At 42.4% G+C, this 16,872-nt stretch carries 20 protein-coding genes; 10 read left to right on the forward strand and 10 right to left on the reverse strand.

All coding sequences use genetic code 11. The annotated features are described in order from the left end of the window. The first annotated feature begins 137 nt into the window (after positions 1-137). From G9Q97_RS01025 to G9Q97_RS01040, 4 genes are all read left to right on the forward strand, one after another. Positions 138-581, forward strand: a complete 444-nt coding sequence (locus G9Q97_RS01025) for a hypothetical protein (RefSeq protein ID WP_187357695.1) — start codon at positions 138-140, stop codon at positions 579-581. A 441-nt stretch (positions 582-1,022) separates the two neighbouring features. Continuing rightward, positions 1,023-1,577 (forward strand): DUF1697 domain-containing protein, encoded by a 555-nt coding sequence (locus G9Q97_RS01030; RefSeq protein ID WP_166142264.1) that lies wholly within the window; start codon positions 1,023-1,025, stop codon positions 1,575-1,577. An 80-nt stretch (positions 1,578-1,657) separates the two neighbouring features. Then, positions 1,658-2,623, forward strand: coding sequence for a Smr/MutS family protein (locus G9Q97_RS01035; protein WP_166142266.1), 966 nt, complete (start codon positions 1,658-1,660; stop codon positions 2,621-2,623). A gap of 2 nt (positions 2,624-2,625) precedes the next feature. Beyond that, positions 2,626-3,459 carry a hypothetical protein gene (locus tag G9Q97_RS01040; protein WP_166142268.1) on the forward strand — a complete coding sequence of 278 codons (834 nt, stop codon included), beginning with the start codon at positions 2,626-2,628 and terminating at the stop codon, positions 3,457-3,459. Here G9Q97_RS01040 and G9Q97_RS01045 read toward each other — a convergent pair. Continuing rightward, a complete protein-coding gene (locus G9Q97_RS01045) occupies positions 3,456-4,601 on the reverse strand; it encodes a cystathionine gamma-synthase (RefSeq protein ID WP_166142270.1) in 1,146 nt (381 codons plus the stop codon). The two genes, G9Q97_RS01040 and G9Q97_RS01045, sit on opposite strands and share 4 nt — an antisense overlap. A gap of 108 nt (positions 4,602-4,709) precedes the next feature. Between G9Q97_RS01045 and G9Q97_RS01050 the strand changes: the two genes are divergently transcribed. After that, the gene (locus G9Q97_RS01050) at positions 4,710-5,453 is read left to right on the forward strand and encodes a TVP38/TMEM64 family protein (RefSeq protein ID WP_166142272.1); all 744 of its coding nucleotides are present in this window, start codon (positions 4,710-4,712) and stop codon (positions 5,451-5,453) included. Here the strand turns inward: G9Q97_RS01050 and G9Q97_RS01055 are convergent. The 3 genes from G9Q97_RS01055 to G9Q97_RS01065 are packed head-to-tail and all read right to left on the reverse strand — an operon-like array spanning position 5,426 to position 8,637. Then, entirely contained in the window at positions 5,426-6,283 is an 858-nt protein-coding gene (locus G9Q97_RS01055) for a TraB/GumN family protein (protein WP_166142274.1), read from the reverse strand. The genes G9Q97_RS01050 and G9Q97_RS01055 overlap by 28 nt on opposite strands. 21 nt (positions 6,284-6,304) lie before the next feature. Next, positions 6,305-7,036, reverse strand: coding sequence for an RluA family pseudouridine synthase (locus tag G9Q97_RS01060; RefSeq protein WP_166142276.1), 732 nt, complete (start codon positions 7,034-7,036; stop codon positions 6,305-6,307). 20 nt (positions 7,037-7,056) lie between these two features. Further along, entirely contained in the window at positions 7,057-8,637 is a 1,581-nt protein-coding gene (locus G9Q97_RS01065; RefSeq protein ID WP_166142278.1) for a peptide chain release factor 3, read from the reverse strand. Positions 8,638-8,788: 151 nt separating this feature from the next. On the opposite strand from G9Q97_RS01065, the gene G9Q97_RS01070 reads away from it, so the two are divergent. After that, positions 8,789-9,343 (forward strand): hypothetical protein, encoded by a 555-nt coding sequence (locus tag G9Q97_RS01070; RefSeq protein WP_166142280.1) that lies wholly within the window; start codon positions 8,789-8,791, stop codon positions 9,341-9,343. Continuing rightward, a complete protein-coding gene (locus tag G9Q97_RS01075) occupies positions 9,343-10,131 on the forward strand; it encodes a TIGR02757 family protein (RefSeq protein ID WP_166142282.1) in 789 nt (262 codons plus the stop codon). Before G9Q97_RS01070 ends, G9Q97_RS01075 begins: the two co-directional genes overlap by 1 nt. A 171-nt stretch (positions 10,132-10,302) precedes the next feature. Here G9Q97_RS01075 and pyrE read toward each other — a convergent pair whose 3' ends face one another. Further along, entirely contained in the window at positions 10,303-10,947 is a 645-nt protein-coding gene (gene pyrE, locus G9Q97_RS01080; RefSeq protein ID WP_166142284.1) for an orotate phosphoribosyltransferase, read from the reverse strand. An 83-nt stretch (positions 10,948-11,030) separates the two neighbouring features. On the opposite strand from pyrE, the gene G9Q97_RS01085 reads away from it, so the two are divergent. Beyond that, positions 11,031-11,720 (forward strand): NUDIX hydrolase, encoded by a 690-nt coding sequence (locus tag G9Q97_RS01085; protein ID WP_166142286.1) that lies wholly within the window; start codon positions 11,031-11,033, stop codon positions 11,718-11,720. Here the strand turns inward: G9Q97_RS01085 and coaD are convergent. From coaD to G9Q97_RS01105, 4 genes are all read right to left on the reverse strand, one after another. Further along, a complete protein-coding gene (coaD, locus tag G9Q97_RS01090) occupies positions 11,708-12,163 on the reverse strand; it encodes a pantetheine-phosphate adenylyltransferase (RefSeq protein ID WP_166142288.1) in 456 nt (151 codons plus the stop codon). The genes G9Q97_RS01085 and coaD overlap by 13 nt on opposite strands. Beyond that, the gene (locus G9Q97_RS01095; protein ID WP_166142290.1) at positions 12,160-13,011 is read right to left on the reverse strand and encodes a DUF3822 family protein; all 852 of its coding nucleotides are present in this window, start codon (positions 13,009-13,011) and stop codon (positions 12,160-12,162) included. Before G9Q97_RS01095 ends, coaD begins: the two co-directional genes overlap by 4 nt. A 2-nt stretch (positions 13,012-13,013) precedes the next feature. Then, complete coding sequence (locus G9Q97_RS01100; protein ID WP_166142292.1) at positions 13,014-13,595, reverse strand: hypothetical protein; 582 nt, start codon at positions 13,593-13,595, stop codon at positions 13,014-13,016. Positions 13,596-13,656: 61 nt separating this feature from the next. Next, on the reverse strand, positions 13,657-14,160 hold the full coding sequence (locus G9Q97_RS01105) for an NUDIX domain-containing protein (protein WP_166142294.1): 504 nt from the start codon (positions 14,158-14,160) through the stop codon (positions 13,657-13,659). 22 nt (positions 14,161-14,182) lie between these two features. On the opposite strand from G9Q97_RS01105, the gene G9Q97_RS01110 reads away from it, so the two are divergent. Together G9Q97_RS01110 and G9Q97_RS01115 are read left to right on the forward strand one after the other, a co-directional pair. Next, positions 14,183-15,607 (forward strand): ATP-dependent DNA helicase, encoded by a 1,425-nt coding sequence (locus G9Q97_RS01110; RefSeq protein WP_166142296.1) that lies wholly within the window; start codon positions 14,183-14,185, stop codon positions 15,605-15,607. Positions 15,608-15,649: 42 nt separating this feature from the next. After that, on the forward strand, positions 15,650-16,051 hold the full coding sequence (locus G9Q97_RS01115) for a DUF1573 domain-containing protein (RefSeq protein WP_166142298.1): 402 nt from the start codon (positions 15,650-15,652) through the stop codon (positions 16,049-16,051). A 63-nt stretch (positions 16,052-16,114) separates the two neighbouring features. Here G9Q97_RS01115 and G9Q97_RS01120 read toward each other — a convergent pair whose 3' ends face one another. After that, entirely contained in the window at positions 16,115-16,867 is a 753-nt protein-coding gene (locus tag G9Q97_RS01120; RefSeq protein ID WP_166142299.1) for an SGNH/GDSL hydrolase family protein, read from the reverse strand. Positions 16,868-16,872: the final 5 nt, after the last annotated feature.

A 16,872-nucleotide genomic window follows, 5' to 3' on the forward strand; every position in this document is an offset into this window, starting at 1 on the left:
AAAGAAATATCAAAAGGATTTCATGGGTAAAATAAAGTAGGATTCATCATTTTGACTTAACGCAGGTTGAAATTAATGATCAAGGAAAGTTTTTTGTTCCTTCCATTTAAAGCTTTCCCAAAAATTTAAATATCCTCTTGGTTTTCAAAATCTGGGGGATATTTTCTATTTTTCCTGCGAATTTAACCGATCCCATCCGGAAAATCTACCTTTCGGGTTTCAGTGCAGGATATGGAGCCGTTCGTGCCATCCTGAAAACGAGGAATTATGAGCTCATTGCTGGTGTCCTCTTGCTGGATGGACTCCACGCTAGTTATGTTCCCGCCCAAACCCCCATGGCAAATGGAGGACAAATAGACGAAGAGGACCTTGCTGTCTTTAAAAAGCTGGCAGCCGATGCAGTTATGGGATCCAAAATATTTGTGTTTACGCACAGCAGCATCTTTCCCGGAACTTTTGTAAGCACTACGGAGTGTGCCGATTATCTGTTGGAAGCCACTGGCACCCGAAGGGAACCGGTACTCAGGGAGGGGCCTCTGGGAATGCAGCAGCTGGGAGTATCCACTCAGGGGAAATTTTAAATTCTGGCTTTTGCCGGCAACACCGCTCCCGATCACATCGACCACCTACACGGATTGTTTCATTTTGTCAGGCTACTTGAAAGTAATAGTCCATGACCACTATAGCTTCAAGTTTGAATCTTGGGAACAGGTGTTATATTTAACAATAATATTGTTTTTAAAACCTGTTAATCATTCCTCAACAATCGTTTAGTTGTACAAACACCCGGGTCCATGAAAATCAGTATCTTTGGGCGTTTTGAAGGAGTTTGAGGAGCATGCTGAAGAATTTCCGCCGACTCCAAGCTGAATTCCATTAAATCTTATTTAAAAATGACATAGCGACGAATGAAATAAAATCCAACAAAAGGACATGCAAAGTTAATCGCAATCCCAGGCAATAGCCCTTATACCGAGGCGTAAACGGCAGGCAGAAACCAGCCCTAAAAAACCAAACCAGAAATGACAACATACCTTTCAATTTTAAGAGGAATAAATGTAAGCGCACAGAAACTCATCAAGATGGACGCTTTGAAAAAGTTGTATGAAAACCTCAACTTTAGAGACATAAAGACCTATATCCAAAGCGGGAATGTCATTTTCTGCTCAGCAGAGAATGACCCCAAAGAACTTGAAAGGATAATCTCATCAAAAATAGAAACTGAATTTGGCTTTGAAGTTCCGGTAATTGTACTAAATGTCAAAACATTAGAAATCATCATCGGGAAAAATCCATTTGCAAAGGATGATCTAAAAGACAGTTCATTTTTACATGTCACCTTTTTGGCGGACAATCCAATGCCGTTTAGCAAAGAAAGTATACTGGAAAAGAAAGCGCCTGCCGAAGAGATCCATTTTACTCAAAATGCTGTTTACCTGTATTGTCCAAATGGATACGGAAAAACAAAGCTTAACAATGGCTTTTTAGAAAGTAAACTAAAAGTAAAAGCAACAACACGAAATTGGAAAACAGTAAAGAAACTCCAACAATTAACTTTGGAACAAAATGAAAAATAAATATTGAACCTGGCTACGATAAGTGCTTTCGGGCGTTTTTTATTTGTGGATTTCCCCTTTCTATTTGGTAAATTTGATGTATGAATATTGGAGACAAAGTAAGGTTACTGCATGGCAAGGAAGAAGGAGTCATCACCAGGCTGTCTTCCGGAGGACAGGTGGAGATAGAAATTGAAGATGGTTTTCGGATTCCTGCCCTGAAATCGGAGGTGGTGGTCATTGATGCGGCCGAAAAGGAGTACTTCAACAGGGGGGAGGAAGGGGAGAAGGAAAGCTATATACAGCCGGTCAGGAAAACCGACCCTTCCTCCAAAACTGCGGGTATTTTTCTGGCTTATGTTCCTTATAATGACCAGATACATGACCTGATCCTGATCAACCATACCAAAAAGCAATACTTGTTTTCGGTGGAGGAGCTCTCCGGGAACCAGGCCAAAAATATTGATGCTGGAGTCATTCAGCCGCAGTCCTTTCGAAAGATTACGGAAAAAATGCTTCAGGATTTTGAGCAATGGCCTGCCATGAAATTCATGTTGCTGCCCCTCAATAAAAAGTTTGAGCCGCAGGAACAGGCCACGGAGAGAAAAGTAAAGTTTAAAGCCAATAATTTTTTTAAACACAAGGGCAAGGCTCCTGTAATAGACAAGGAGGGATTCCTGTTTCAGCTAAACGACCATGAGAAGGCCTTGAATGTTAAAAAATTGAATGAGGAATTAAATCCAGCCGGAAAAGAATCCTATCCTCATTTGCAGGTTAAACGGCCTCCGGCATCCATAGATCTTCATATAGAAAAATTGAGCAGCGAACATGATTTAATGAGTAACAGCGAGATGCTGCAATTGCAAATGGAGGTTTTTCAAAGAAACCTGAATGATGCACTGGCCAGCGGTATGGACGAAATCACTTTCATCCATGGTATAGGCAATGGGGTACTTAGAAAGGAAATACATCGTTTCTTAAGTCAACTCAATGGGATCAAATATTTCAAAGACAGCCAGAAAACCAATTTTGGCTATGGTGCGACGACTGTAAAAATTCATGAATAGCCATGGCATCCACCCTACCGCAGATCATGCAGGCTTTTGACAGGTATTATGATGCCGGCAAGGCCGTATTTGGCGAACTTTCAAAAAAAATAAGGTCCAAAAAAGCCCTTGAACTCGAAGATCAGTTGTTTTTTATCAGGGTGTTTTTGTTGGTGTTAGATCGTGCCAATTTCAAGGAAAAGCAACGTGTAAACCAGTCCTTTGGGCCATTTAAGGAATTGTACAAGCAGCTCCGTAAGGTGCAGCACATCAAAATGATCCAGGAGGGCTATGACCTGCATTTTGGGGATAACAAAGGCCTTTATGCGGAATATGGAAAGGCCATTGCAGCGGATAAAAAAAGTATCTATACCCATGTATACGAAATTATCTTATCCATACCGCCGCAGGACTGGGAAAATTTGTACCATGATGTCTTCCAATACGCCAAAGGCTTGTCTATATTGACCATCAATACAGCCATGACCCAGATTATCAATGAAGAAATAGAATACTTTTCTTTTGATGCCAAGACCAAACTTGACCCCCAATCCATTCATGATATTTTTAAAGGAATAAAAAAGGTAACCTGTCTGGAAAAAACCCGGTTGAATATTGGATTAAATACCATTTTCACTCCCTTGGTTCACGAACAGATCATTTTATTGGAAGAGGAGATGGTTGCCTGGCATAAAAACCAGCTGCTGCTGCAGCATTTGGGCAACTACCTGGCTAAAAAAGAGAAGGTAAGTAAAAAATACCATGCGGTACTTACTCAGATTCAGAAAACACACAGGGGCCTGACACAAAAGATCGAAGACAAGTGCAGGCAATTATTTGTGAAAATGCTTCATTAGACGGCTTCCAATGCTTTGGAGATGTCTTTTTTAAGATCCTCCGCATCTTCGATGCCCACGCTTAACCTGATCAAAGAGTCAGAAAGCCCGACTTTTTCCCTTTCTTCCCTCGGTATACTGGCATGAGTCATGCTGGCAGGATGCCCGCAGAGAGATTCCACTCCTCCCAATGATTCTGCCAACACGAAAACCTTGAACTTTTCCAACACCTTAATTGCGTCCTCCAGCCTGTTATTGATCAGTGTGAAGGATATCATTCCACCAAAATCCCGCATCTGTCTTCTGGCAATCGAATGATTGGGATGGTCTTCAAATCCCGGCCAATAAACCTTATCTACCTTGGGGTGATTTTTAAGGTAAGCGGCTATGGTTTTACCATTTTGACTGTGCCTTTCCATCCTCAGATGTAATGTTTTGATCCCCCTGAGGACCAAAAAACAATCTTGGGGGCCGGGAACCGCCCCGCATGAATTCTGCATAAATGCCAGCTCTTCCGCAAGCTTGTCCTCTTTTACCACTATGGCCCCCATCACCACATCAGAGTGGCCGGCCAAATATTTGGTAACAGAATGCATCACAATATCGGCCCCATCATCCAGGGGGTTTTGAAGGAAGGGGGTGGCAAAGGTATTGTCTACGCCAAGCAGAACCCCGTATTTTTTTGAAATTTTACCCAGTGCCCGGATGTCGATAATATTCATCATGGGGTTGGTAGGCGTTTCTGCCCAAATAAGTTTGGTGTTTTTATTGATCAGGGACTCCACCTGTGTACTGTCCTCCATATTGACAAAATGGAATTTGATGCCGTACTTGGAAAAGACCTTGGTGAAAATCCGGTAGGTGCCTCCATACAAATCGTTTGTACTGATGACCTCATCACCGGGTTTGAGCAGTTTGAGGATACAGTCTATGGCCGCCATACCGGATCCAAAACACAAACCATGGTTTCCGTTTTCCAGGGCGGCAAGGTTTCGTTCCAGGACCTGTCTGGTTGGATTTTGCGTTCTGGAATATTCGAAACCCTTGTGATCACCGGGTGACTTTTGCACATAAGTGGAGGTTTGAAAAATTGGAGTCATGATGGCCCCGGTACTTGGATCAGGTTTAATACCTGCATGAATCGCTTTGGTTCCAAATTTCATATATAGACAGAATAAATCAACAATCAAGTCTGATCAGGATTGAATTCATTGCATCCTGATCAGACTTGATTGAATTAAAGTTGGGATTTTTTTTAGCTTTGTCCAAAGATGAGTAAAAAACCGCCTATTTTCAAGCATTTCTCTGTTATCTATCGCAGAAACCCACTGGTTTTAGCCGCAATTTTTTGGGCGGGAATTGTTCCTTCACTTGGAGCCTTGCTCCTGGTCCGATGGCTGTACAAAAATTGGAGCAATTTGGACATTCCTTCTATTCTTCAATTTGAAACAGCCTTAACCTATAGTTTTATAGGGGCATTGATGATGGGTTTGGCATTGGTCCCGACTACCTTTTTTTCGGTGGTCAGTGGTTTTGTTTTTGGATGGACAGCTTTTCCATTTTTGGTTTTGGCTTATACCCTGGGTAGCGCCATCGGGTATCAGTCCGGGCGGTTTTTGGAGAAAAACAGCCTGGAATGGTTGCTCAAGCCTTATCCAAAGGCCAAAGCCATGATAGAAAGTAAAAAAGACCGCATGGGTTGGCTGATATTTTTTGTCAGGATAAGCCCGGTAATACCCTTTGCCGTATCAAATTTGGTTTTTGCCCTGATGGATACTGGGCTGAAAAGGGTGCTATGGTTTGGGTTATTGGGCATGCTGCCCAGAACGTTCCTGGCTTTTCTTACCGGGGCATTGGCAGGAGACATTCAACAGGCATTCAAAGCCAAAACAGCCTCCTGGCAGTATATCGTTATTGTTTTTCTGTTGGTAATAAGTGTCTGGGGGATTTATGACTTTTTCGTAAACAAGGATTCACTGAAAAAAAATCACAGGTTCAAACGCTCCAGGGAGTAACCTTCCTTTTTAAGCAGTTGGATCAGCCCGGTATCCCCGGCCAAATGTCCGGCACCGACAGCGAAAAACATCGATCCTTTTTTCATCATTCTGGCCATAGGGTCAATCCAATTTAAATTTCTTTGGTCCAGGAGTACTTCCTGATAATCTTTATATTCCGGACTTTCCGAAACCAATTCCAAAAGTGCCAGTATGTCTTCTTCTTTGTAAGAGGCGATGAGTTTTTTAAATTCTCTTTTCCCTTTTTCAATATTGTCGGCATAGGTGTAAAAACTCCGGTATTGTTCCTTCAGCGGGATAAGGTCAAAAAGCGATAGCTGATCGTTGACGGACTCCAAACCTACAATTTCCATGTCATTCGTTTTGGCCAGTGCCATGAGTTCACTTTCAAATGCCTTTGTTTCGCATTCAAGTAGATTGGGATATATAAGGGACATCAGCACCATGGGCCGCATTGTTTTGAGCATGTCCATGTCCATGCCTGTTCTTTCCTTTAAAAATGTCCGGATTTCCTGGTATTCCTCCTCAGAAAGAAAATCCGTGATTTTTTGTCCATCCTCATTGTATATATTGGCCATCAAGGCCATTTGCAGAGAGGGATCATCCATATCAATTTCCAATACAAGTGCATTGGACTGGGCCAGTTTGTCACTTACCCGCTCACTCATGGCAAAGTCTTGTTCACAGATCAGATGGATGGTGCCAAAAAGGTAGGAGGAAGCACTCAGTCCATTGCCTGATATTTTCCAAAAAACGCCTTTTTCCTGGCCAAGGACCGAAAATGATCCGATAAGGATCAGCCCCAAAATAAAAATCGATCTCTTTAGCATAGTAATCCTAACTTTTACAACCTACCCACTGAAGGTGCTGTCCAGGTGGCGGTCACTTGATTTGACGTTTTCAAACTCCAAAAACTGTTCCCAAAACGGTTCTTCCGGCAATGCGGCCCTCAGAAATATTTTTTCTTTTTTTACCGGATGAATGAAAACCAAATGAAAGGCATGCAGGTTAATGCTCAGGTCAGGGTTGGCTTTGGAAAAGCCGTATTTGACATCACCTCTTATCGGGCATCCTATAGCGGCCAATTGCACCCTCAACTGATGGGGTCGCCCTGTGATCGGACGAAGTTCCAACAGCCAGTGGTCATTGAGTTTGCCCATTCTTTTATAGTTCAATTCCGATTTTTTGGATTCGGGAACCTCCTTATCAAAAGCTTTGGATATATTCTTTTCATTGTCTTTTACGAGCCAGTGAGTCAGCTTGGCCATCTCTTCCCGGGGTTTCTTTTTGACTATGGCCCAATAGACTTTATGGATTTCCCTTTTTCGAAACATGCTTGTCATTCGCTCCAATGCCTTGGAAGTCCTGGCAAATACCACGATCCCACTTACCGGCCTGTCCAGCCGGTGCACAGGATGTAAAAATACAGCTCCGGGCTTTTGGTATTTATTGGCTATGTAATCCTTGCAATAATCTGTCAGTGTCTTATCGCCGGTTTTATCACCCTGCACCAGTATGCCTGCAGATTTATTGACTACCAACAGGTGGTTGTCCTCAAAAATAACATTAAACGGTTTTTTCATTTTCCTGCTAACCTTTAGGGTTAAAGTTCTGAAGTATTGTGGAATTCGATGTCTGGAAAATTATCCTTAACCATCTGCAACCAAGCCTTGCTTTCGGCCATAAATACCAGTTTGCCATCTTTATCTTTGGCAATGTGCCTTTGCTTCGACCGGACAAATTCTTCCAGTTTCTTTTTATCCTTACTTTTGATCCAACAGGCTTTGTATAAATTCATTGGAACAAAGTCAGCAGAGGCATTGTATTCGTTTTTAAGCCTGAATTGGATTACCTCAAACTGTAATTGTCCTACTGTACCTACCACTTTTCTGGACCCGATTTCAAAGGTAAACAATTGGGCCACACCCTCCTCCATCAACTGCTGTAAACCTTTGTCCAGCTGTTTGGTTTTCATGGCGTCTTTATTGACCACCTCGCGAAAAATTTCAGGAGAGAAACTGGGTATGCCCTTAAACTGCAGGTTTTCCCCATCTGTAATGGTATCTCCTATTTTAAGATTTCCGGTATCGTACAGGCCTACAATATCACCCGGGAAAGCCTCTTCAATGATTTCCTTGTCCTGGGCCATAAAGGAGGTGACATTGGAAAAGCGAAGGGCTTTGGGTCCTCTTACGTGATTGTAAGGTTTGTTTCGCTCAAACCTCCCGGAACAAATTCTCAGGAAGGCAATACGATTGCGGTGTTTTGGATCCATATTGGCGTGGATTTTGAAAATAAAACCGGTAAACTTATCTTCATCCGGATTTACTTCCCGCTCTTCGGTCTGCCTGCTTTTTGGGCCGGGGGCTATTTGTATAAAAGTATCGAGCATTTCCTTTACGCCAAAATTATTGACCGCCGAGCCAAAAAATACAGGAGCAACTTTTCCCTCTAGGTATTCCTTTGGGTCAAAATCAGGATAAACCCCTTCAATCAGGTCTACATCCTCCCTGAGTTGATCCGCCAGGCTTTTTCCTATCATCTCATCCAGTTCTCCTGAATTCAGGTCTTCGATGACAATCCTGTCATCGCTTACTTTACGCTGGCTGGGGGTAAAAAGGTTCAATTGCTTGTCATAAAGGTTATATACTCCCTTGAAGGATTTCCCCATGGAAATGGGCCAGGAGAGGGGTCTCACTTGTATGTTTAGTTTTTGTTCTACCTCGTCCAACAGGTCATAGGGATCCTGTCCTTCTCTATCCAGTTTATTAATAAAGCAGATGACCGGGGTTTTTCTCATCCGGCAGACTTCCATTAATTTTTCGGTCTGAATCTCTACTCCTTTGACACAGTCGATGACCATGATGACCGAATCTACGGCGGTGAGTGTGCGGTAAGTGTCTTCTGCGAAATCCTGGTGGCCTGGCGTATCCAGCAAGTTGATTTTCTGTCCTTTATACTCAAATCCCATCACTGATGTGGCCACAGAGATACCTCTTTGTTTCTCAATCTCCATCCAGTCGGATTTAGTGGCTGTATCAATTTTATTTGACTTCACAGCTCCGGCAGTTTTGATGGCACCTCCAAACAACAGCATCTTTTCTGTTAGCGTAGTTTTACCGGCATCGGGGTGGGCGATGATACCAAAGGTTTTTCTTTTGGCAATCTCTTGAGTTAGGTTCATGGCACTTTGGTGTTTTCAGCCTGCAAAGGTACGGAAATCCGTTGATAATGTTCAAAATTAAACCAGAGGCAGCGAATTTTTTGCTATCTGGCAGGCCAACTTTGTTAGTCTGGGCAATTTGAATTAATTTTGACTTTGTCCTTTGCACACGATGAGTACATTCGAAAATTTCTTCCACCGGTTCTTCAAATTTATCTGGAATGCTATTTTTGTATTAACCTACCCGGTTTTGGCCACTTTTGGGCTGCTATTTATCGGTATTACCTATTTCTTTTCATGGATATCCTCTTTTCTGGCCAAATTCAGCAGATCTGAACCAAAGCATGAAGGAAAAATCACCTGGAAAAGGCTGTCGGGAGAATCCGACCTGATCGAAGGGAAGCTATACAAACAAATTATTTTTGGTCCCGAATGTTACCAACTGAGGAGAAGAGATGGTATACCCTCTGTCATTGAAGATCATGTTTTTGGGAAAAAAGTGAATGTGCTTAAGGAAGGATGGTTATTGGAAAAATGGAATACCACGGACCTGGCCCTGATCCCGGATTTTGACATTTGCCTGTATCAGCCGGAGACGGATAAACTGACCAAATTGGCACACATCAAGTGTTTTGATTGGCACATCTCTGATAAACAGGAAGAATTTTTATGTTTAAAATGGTTTGATGGTACCCAGGGCGGAGAATTGAAGGTGGCCATTGCCTGATGGAGGAATTGAGAGATTTTTTGGAGGAAAAGGTGTTTTTGTATAACCGCCCTGAATTTATTGCGGTTGACCCCATTTCCATTCCCCATCGTTTCAGCAAAAAGCAGGACATTGAAATTGCCGGGTTTTTTGCTGCTGTATTGGCCTGGGGCCAACGAAAAACAATTATCAACAAAAGTATTGAACTCATGAAAATGATGGACAACAGCCCCCATCAATTCATGTTGCATCATTCTGAAGAGGACCTCAAACCTTTTCTGAATTTCAAGCACCGTACTTTTAATGATGTGGATACCCTTTATTTTATTGATTTTTTCACCAGGTACTACAGGAAGCACGATAGTCTGGAAACAGCCTTTACCAAAGGTCTGTCAGCAGACCAGGATGTCATGCAGGTATTGTTGGATAATTTTCACGAATATTTTTTTGATGCCCCCCATGCTCCGCAAAGGACCAGAAAACATGTGGCAACCCCCAGACGAAAGGCAGCATGCAAGCGGATAAATATGTTTTTACGCTGGATGGTAAGAAAGGACAACAATGGCGTTGATTTTGGGATTTGGGATACCATTTCGCCCGCCCAGTTGGTCTGTCCCTGTGATCTGCATGTGGATAGGGTGGCCCGAAAGCTTGGGTTGATCCAGAGAAAACAAACCGACTGGCAGACAGCCATGGAGCTTACCCGAAACCTTAGGGATATGGACCCTGCAGATCCGGTAAAATACGATTTTGCCTTGTTCGGATTGGGGCTGATGGAAAAAAGGGAGCAAAACAATCGTATGGAATGAATTAAGGAGCAGTTATCTACAAATTTGTTTCAGTAGTTGGTTCCACCAAAAGGTATCCCGTGAGGAAAGCAGGCCTTTCTGGGAATGGAAGCCAGTGGCATGGCACCGCTTGAATGATGGAAAATACGCTCCGGATTTTTCCCGGTTCAATGCTTGAAGAGACAACAGGGCTTATGGTTTCCAGGTATCAGGTCCATTTCTCCAATCTTTTAAGGCCACCATGTCATGGTCAGAAATGTAACCCTTGGCCAAAGCCTGAGGCAGCATGGAGTCATAGTCACTCAGGCAAATCAGTTTAACACCTTCTCTGGCAAAATTTTGTTTGGCCAGATCAAAGCCATAGGTAAAAATCGCAACCATTCCCAAAACATTAAACCCGGCATTTTTAAGGTCCCTTACGGCTTTCAGGGAGCTACCTCCGGTTGAAACCAGGTCTTCGACCACCACTACTTTCTGACCCGGGGATATTTTACCTTCAATCATGTTTTCCATGCCATGACCTTTGGCTTTGGAGCGCACATAAACGAAAGGAATATCCAGTTTGTCAGCAATCAAAACCCCCTGGGGGATTCCTGCGGTTGCGACTCCTGCCACCGCTTCTATGTTTAAGAAGTGGGTTTGAATGGCTTTTGTCAATTTCTCAAGAATGAGTTTTCTCACTTCAGGATAAGACAGGGAAAGTCTGTTATCACAGTATATAGGGGATTTCCAGCCGGAAGCCCAGGAAAAGGGATTTTTAGGAGAAAGTTTGATGGCATTAATTTCCAGCAGTTTTTTGGAAATGAGGGAAGCAGTATTGGGTTCATAAATTTCCATAGGTTAAAATTAACCAAATAATGTTTACTGATGGTTGTAGGGCCTGAAAAAAAAATGCATTTTTGGAAAAACTAGCCTTGGTTATGAAAATATTCATTAATGACAAGCCTTTGGATTTGGTAGCTTCCCTGGATTTTTTGCCAAAGAAATCTTTCGAATGCGTTTATGATAACCCATCAGAATTACCGGCAACAATTGATTTTCATGACGATGTACTGATAAAAAACCCATCTAAAGATATTATTGTTCGCCTACTTTATCTGATGAGGACCAGGAAATTGAAAAACCTGGATAGCATTACTCTGGTAACCAATGAAAAGAAGGCCCTGAAAAAATTTATCAAGAGCAGGTTTTTGATCATCAAGGCAGCAGGAGGTTTGGTGACCAAAGAAGATAAAATATTGTTTATATACAGACTGGGCAAGTGGGATTTGCCCAAGGGTAAATTTGAAAAAAAAGAATCTCCAGCTATTTGCGCCGTCAGGGAAGTAGAAGAGGAATGTAATATTCAGGTTAGAATCAAGGAGCCTATTTGTAAGACCTGGCATACCTACACCCAAAACCGGAAAAGTATTTTGAAAAAGACCTATTGGTACAGCATGGACTGTTTGACTGATGCCAAAATGAAACCCCAAACAGAGGAGGGTATCCTGGATGTGAAATGGTTAAATCACCAGGATGCAAAAGTTGCGTTGATCAATTCCTACCCTTCGATGCGCTATTTGTACAAGCGATTTTTAAGGCTTCATCCAGCCATTCATCAGACTTTGTAGGGAAGGAATTTATCCACATTCCCACCATACCGGTGTACTTCCCGAATGATAGTGGAGCTGATGGCAGCATATTCCGGAGAAGTAATGAGAAAAACGGTTTCCAACTCCTCATTCAGGTACCGGTTCATCTGGCTGATGGTGTTTTCGTATTCAAAATCAGTGGTGTTTCTAAGCCCTCTGAGCAGGTACCTGGCCTGATGGTTTTTGGCCAGCGAGGAAGTAAGTTCGTTGTAAATCACAACTTTTACATTGGGCATCCCGGTATAGATGGATTGTATCTTCCCTACCATCAGGTCAATGTCAAAATACCGGTTTTTTTTGGTGGTATTGTGACCGATGCTGATGATGACTTCATCAAAGATGTTTAAGCCTCTGAGAACAATATCATGGTGTCCTTTGGTGTAGGGGTCAAAAGAACCAGGAAAAAGTGCTGTTTTTTTCATCGGATGGAATGTTGCTGAAGCCAATAAGCCTCTAAAAGCTGGGTGTTTTTTAAGTTTTCAGTGCCTTTTTGATACGTAATATTTTGAGTAGGACTGCTCTGCTGGATATTTTTGAAAAAACCCTGAAGATTTTCCAGGGAAGAATGAACCCAATCCAGATTTCCGAAAACACTGATCTTACAATGGGCCTGGTCAAATGCCAACTGTTGAAGGACAATAAACAGGTACCGCAAAAGTGTTTGCTCTTCATGCACAATAAACCTGTTAAACACCATTAGCTCCCCATCTTTGAATCCTGCAATATACATGCTGTTTGGTGCGGTGTGGATAAAAATCTCCTGTTTGAGCAAGTCTTTGTTGTTGTGGAGAAAATAATCCAGCACATGGGCTGCTCCATGGGAAGTTTCCATTTCGGGCAGTCTGCTGTCCAATATATTGAGGAGGCCCTTGTCTGCCGCGCCAAGTACCTGTATGCTGTTATTAGAGATTCCGGAATAGATGACTTCGTCTTTTTCGGGATTTACCCTGGTGGCAAAATTCAGATAAAGGGCACTATGGGCAGGGTTAAATAAAATCCCGGGCACAAGGGTAAACCTTTGATGGTGGAGGTATAACCTGCCGGAGGTGTTGGAGGCATTGATCAATTCATCACTGCCAACGATTTTTTCAAGGGCTTCTTCTTCATGAAGGGAATAAATGTTGGCAGCTATTACAGACTGATCCGATTGACGGTGAGCAATCACGGTCAACAGGCTTTCATATAAGAAAAGCGATAGATTTGATATGTCCTGCACATCAAATCTATCGCTAATGAATTTACTCTGGATATGATTGGTTTCTCCTGACAAGCTTACTCCCAGTTTCCTGAGGTAGAAGAATCCGTTCTGGAACCCACCCTCAAAGCCTTTTCATTGTTATTTCTTCTTCTATCAGGGTTGATCGGAGCCGGATCCCTGATTTCAAATACAGCGATTTCCCTGTTGCTTCTCTCGATTTTATCTGCGAAAAACTCAAAGGTCTTTCCACCTGATCCCGGAACTACATTCAAAAGGTCCAGATTGAACTCAGGATATTTGTTTTCGTTGAAAAGGGAATCTTGAACATTTACCGACCCCAGGGTATCAATTGTTACTGTGGTTTCTTCTTTGCCGTATTCCAGAAGCTCAGTAGTTTCTGTTCTTTGTACAATATAAATTCTGCCGTCTTCAATAAATTCCTTAAGGTCATTCCAGTTTGAGGCATATTCCCCCTTGGTAGCCTGGTAAGCAATTTGGGCATCTCGCAGCATTTCCAGCTTTTCAATGATCCTTTCTTCAGTTCTTTCAAGCATTTTTTCTTCTTCAACTACTTCATCCACTCCCAAATACAACCTGTATCCAAGGCCCAAAGCTCCCAGAAGAAATACAATCGATAAAATCTTACTCAACGTCATTTTAAATATCTTTAAGGCTTAATTAAATTAATACTAAGAATTGATGGTTTGTTTTAGAATGCTATTTTATGCAATTATTTTCAAAATTAAAATATCCTTTCCATATTCTTACATCATTCAGGGAATTAATTCTTCTGAAGACGGCATGTTTTTCATCAGGAGGGATCAATTTGATTTCATCCAGACTCAGGAATCGGATGTCCTCTATCAACTGCTGCTCATCACCTAACTCAGGATCGTAACCCAAAATCAACTCTCCCTCTTTTTGGAAAACCTCAAAAAAAAGTTCGATAGCATGCAGGGGTGGAGATAGAAACTCATGTACGAATAAATATTCTCCCACCTCAATGCCAAGGCCGGTTTCCTCAAGGAATTCCCGCTGCAGGTTTTCCCTGGCATTCTGGCCGAATTTCATGCCCCCTCCCGGCACATTCCAAAATGATTTGCCACTTCCCATGCGGTGTTTGATCATAAGAACCTTATCTTCCTGAATTAAAAGACCATTTACCCTGGCCCTAAGCCGGTTCCCGAAATTATCTGTGATGTCCTTTTTTATGTTAGGCATTTTCCTTTTAGTTTCGCAACAGATGCGTAAAGATAACCAAGCCATTTCAAAGCCTTCCGAAAAGATCAGGAAAATATTCCCCCACAATCCTACTGTGGATCAGCAGGTTTTTTTTGAAGCCATGAATGATTTTTTAAAGGAAAAGGTAGCATCGGCCTCTGCTTTTATTTTGAAGGGTTTTGCAGGAACAGGCAAAACCACGGCTCTGGCAGCCCTGGTCCGTATTTTGCCGGAATATGGACTCAGACCTGTAATGCTGGCCCCTACAGGAAGGGCAGCCAAAGTGATGAGCGCTTACGCGGGAAAAACGGGATACACCATACATAAAATCATATACCGCCCTCAGGAAAAAGCCGCTGATGGCTTGTATGGTTTTGAAGTACAAAAAAACTACTACCATAAATCTGTCTTTATTGTTGACGAAGCTTCCATGCTTTCCGATGACCGATCCTCGGGTAAATCCCTGCTTGCAGATCTGATCAATTTTGTTTTTCAAAACCCCGAAAACAGATTGATGCTCATCGGAGATATGGCCCAACTCCCTCCTGTAGGAAGCGAAGACAGCCCGGCTTTGGACAAGGATTACCTGATAAGGAATTTCAAGCTTGAAGTTCAGGAAGCCGTATTGAAAGTGGTTACCCGGCAGCAACTGGATTCTGGAATTCTGGCCAATGCCACCGCATTAAGAGAGCAGGTGACAGCAAAAATTCCGAAAATAACGTTCAAATCAAAAGGCTATACTGATTTTTACCGGATGACAGGGGAGAGGCTTGAGGATGGCTTGAGGTATGCCTACGATAAATTTGGACTAGACAATACCATGATCATTACCCGATCCAATAAGGCTGCGGTGCAGTACAACAGGTACATCAGGAATGCTATTTTTTATCATGAAGACGAATTGAGTGCAGGAGACCGGCTAATGATCGTAAAAAATAACTATACTTACATGGAGGAATCCCAAAAAGTAAGTTTTTTGGCCAATGGGGATTTTGTTGAAATACTTAAAATTCGTTCATTTGAGGAACTTTATGGCCTGAGGTTTGCTACACTGGAATTGAGACTGATTGATTATCCCGAAGAGCTGCCTTTTGAGGCCAGGGTAATATTGGATACTTTGCATTCAGAATTACCGGCTTTGGGCCATGATCAATGGAAGGAATTGTACAATATGGTGTCTGAAGATTACCTGGATTTGGGTAGTAAAACCAAAATCAGGGAGGCTTTAAAAAAGGATCCTTATTTGAATGCCCTTCAGGTAAAATATGCCTATACCCTCACTTGTCACAAGTCACAGGGGGGACAGTGGGATGCAGTGTTTGTAGACCAGGGCTATTTGAAGGAGGGGCAAATTGATAAAAATTACGTAAGGTGGTTGTATACGGCAATGACCCGGGCAAAGGAAGAACTGTACATGGTGAACTTTCATCCCAGTTTTTTCATTTAATGCATACTGAAAGAGAAATTTTAAATTAATAATCTAATACCTATGAAAAAGTTATTGACATTCGCATTGGCCCTTGCCTTGAGTACGGCCCTGGCAATGGCTCAGGAAAAGACAGCAGATGGACCTGTGATTACCTTTGAGGAATCTTCCAAGGATTTTGGAGACATCACACAGGGAGACAAGGTAGAAAACGTATTTAAATTTGAAAACACCGGAACAGCACCTTTGGTCATTTCAAATGTAGCTGCAACTTGTGGATGTACGGTGCCCAGTTGGCCCAAGGAACCCATTGCACCGGGAAAAAAAGGAGAAATCAAGGTGTCTTTTAACTCCGCAGGAAAGATGGGAAAACAAAATAGTGTGGTTCGGATTTACTCCAATGCAAGTGAACCCATTGAAAAAGTTTCCATGATATCCAATGTACTTCCCAAAGGGACCAAATAATATTACATCTTATTAATTGAATTTTAAACCTGCCCAAGTTTATCTTGGACAGGTTTTTTTAGCTTATTGGTGGATGGCTTGCTTGATGATGCGGGTCAAAGAGCTGGCCCATTGTGCATAAATGTGTCTGTTGGGATGCAGTCCATCCCCCACTACATGGTCAGCAAAGCCTCCGATAGACCTGTAGCTTTCGGTGATCTCCAGATAGGGGATATTGAAATCAGCCGCCTGCTGTTTTACTACCTGGTTGAAGGCATCAATTTCCCGGGAAATATCAGCTTTCTCCTGTGGGCTGGAATGGCCAAAGGGCGTTACCCCCCAATCCGGTATGGAAATCAACACCAGTCGATTTGAATTTTCATTGAGCAGGTCCAGACTTATTGTTATCAATTCTTTCAATTCATCCCTAAACTGGTCCAAAGCAAGTCCCCGGTATTGGTTATTTACCCCTATCAGTAGGCTGACAAAATCAAAGCTTCCTGTTTTCAGGTTTTTAGCCTTTAATTCGGCCAGCAATTCCCCACTGGTCCAGCCAGTTTTTGCAATGATTTTAATTTCAGAGAAATGAATGCCTTCATTTTTCAGCATGCGTCCTGCCTGCATCGGATAGGTAAATTCCGGGACTTCTCCTTCACCTACAGTATAACTGTCCCCTAAAGCCAGGTAACTATATTCACCGGAATTGAATTCTGGATTGGTTTTTGGGATGTTTTCAGGCATATTATCTTGAATTACACAGGAAAAATTGAAAATTAAACTACTGAAGGAAAGGATAATGTGTGCCCATATTTTGGTTTCAGGATCAAACAGGTTCATAAGAT

The sequence above is a fragment of the Cyclobacterium plantarum genome (assembly GCF_011290685.1).
GTDB lineage: Bacteria > Bacteroidota > Bacteroidia > Cytophagales > Cyclobacteriaceae > Cyclobacterium > Cyclobacterium plantarum.

What these genes read in the sequence shown, in the direction of transcription:
- G9Q97_RS01105 (WP_166142294.1), bottom strand. Translation starts at nt 14,160, where the DNA reads ATGCCTAACATAAAAAAGGACATCACAGATAATTTCGGGAACCGGCTT.
- G9Q97_RS01115 (WP_166142298.1), top strand. Translation starts at nt 15,650, where the DNA reads ATGAAAAAGTTATTGACATTCGCATTGGCCCTTGCCTTGAGTACGGCC.
- G9Q97_RS01030 (WP_166142264.1), top strand. Translation starts at nt 1,023, where the DNA reads ATGACAACATACCTTTCAATTTTAAGAGGAATAAATGTAAGCGCACAG.
- G9Q97_RS01120 (WP_166142299.1), bottom strand. Translation starts at nt 16,867, where the DNA reads ATGAACCTGTTTGATCCTGAAACCAAAATATGGGCACACATTATCCTT.
- G9Q97_RS01075 (WP_166142282.1), top strand. Translation starts at nt 9,343, where the DNA reads ATGGAGGAATTGAGAGATTTTTTGGAGGAAAAGGTGTTTTTGTATAAC.
- G9Q97_RS01060 (WP_166142276.1), bottom strand. Translation starts at nt 7,036, where the DNA reads ATGAAAAAACCGTTTAATGTTATTTTTGAGGACAACCACCTGTTGGTA.
- G9Q97_RS01065 (WP_166142278.1), bottom strand. Translation starts at nt 8,637, where the DNA reads ATGAACCTAACTCAAGAGATTGCCAAAAGAAAAACCTTTGGTATCATC.
- G9Q97_RS01040 (WP_166142268.1), top strand. Translation starts at nt 2,626, where the DNA reads ATGGCATCCACCCTACCGCAGATCATGCAGGCTTTTGACAGGTATTAT.
- G9Q97_RS01070 (WP_166142280.1), top strand. Translation starts at nt 8,789, where the DNA reads ATGAGTACATTCGAAAATTTCTTCCACCGGTTCTTCAAATTTATCTGG.
- pyrE (WP_166142284.1), bottom strand. Translation starts at nt 10,947, where the DNA reads ATGGAAATTTATGAACCCAATACTGCTTCCCTCATTTCCAAAAAACTG.
- coaD (WP_166142288.1), bottom strand. Translation starts at nt 12,163, where the DNA reads ATGAAAAAAACAGCACTTTTTCCTGGTTCTTTTGACCCCTACACCAAA.
- G9Q97_RS01100 (WP_166142292.1), bottom strand. Translation starts at nt 13,595, where the DNA reads ATGACGTTGAGTAAGATTTTATCGATTGTATTTCTTCTGGGAGCTTTG.
- G9Q97_RS01045 (WP_166142270.1), bottom strand. Translation starts at nt 4,601, where the DNA reads ATGAAATTTGGAACCAAAGCGATTCATGCAGGTATTAAACCTGATCCA.
- G9Q97_RS01035 (WP_166142266.1), top strand. Translation starts at nt 1,658, where the DNA reads ATGAATATTGGAGACAAAGTAAGGTTACTGCATGGCAAGGAAGAAGGA.
- G9Q97_RS01055 (WP_166142274.1), bottom strand. Translation starts at nt 6,283, where the DNA reads ATGCTAAAGAGATCGATTTTTATTTTGGGGCTGATCCTTATCGGATCA.
- G9Q97_RS01085 (WP_166142286.1), top strand. Translation starts at nt 11,031, where the DNA reads ATGAAAATATTCATTAATGACAAGCCTTTGGATTTGGTAGCTTCCCTG.
- G9Q97_RS01050 (WP_166142272.1), top strand. Translation starts at nt 4,710, where the DNA reads ATGAGTAAAAAACCGCCTATTTTCAAGCATTTCTCTGTTATCTATCGC.
- G9Q97_RS01110 (WP_166142296.1), top strand. Translation starts at nt 14,183, where the DNA reads ATGCGTAAAGATAACCAAGCCATTTCAAAGCCTTCCGAAAAGATCAGG.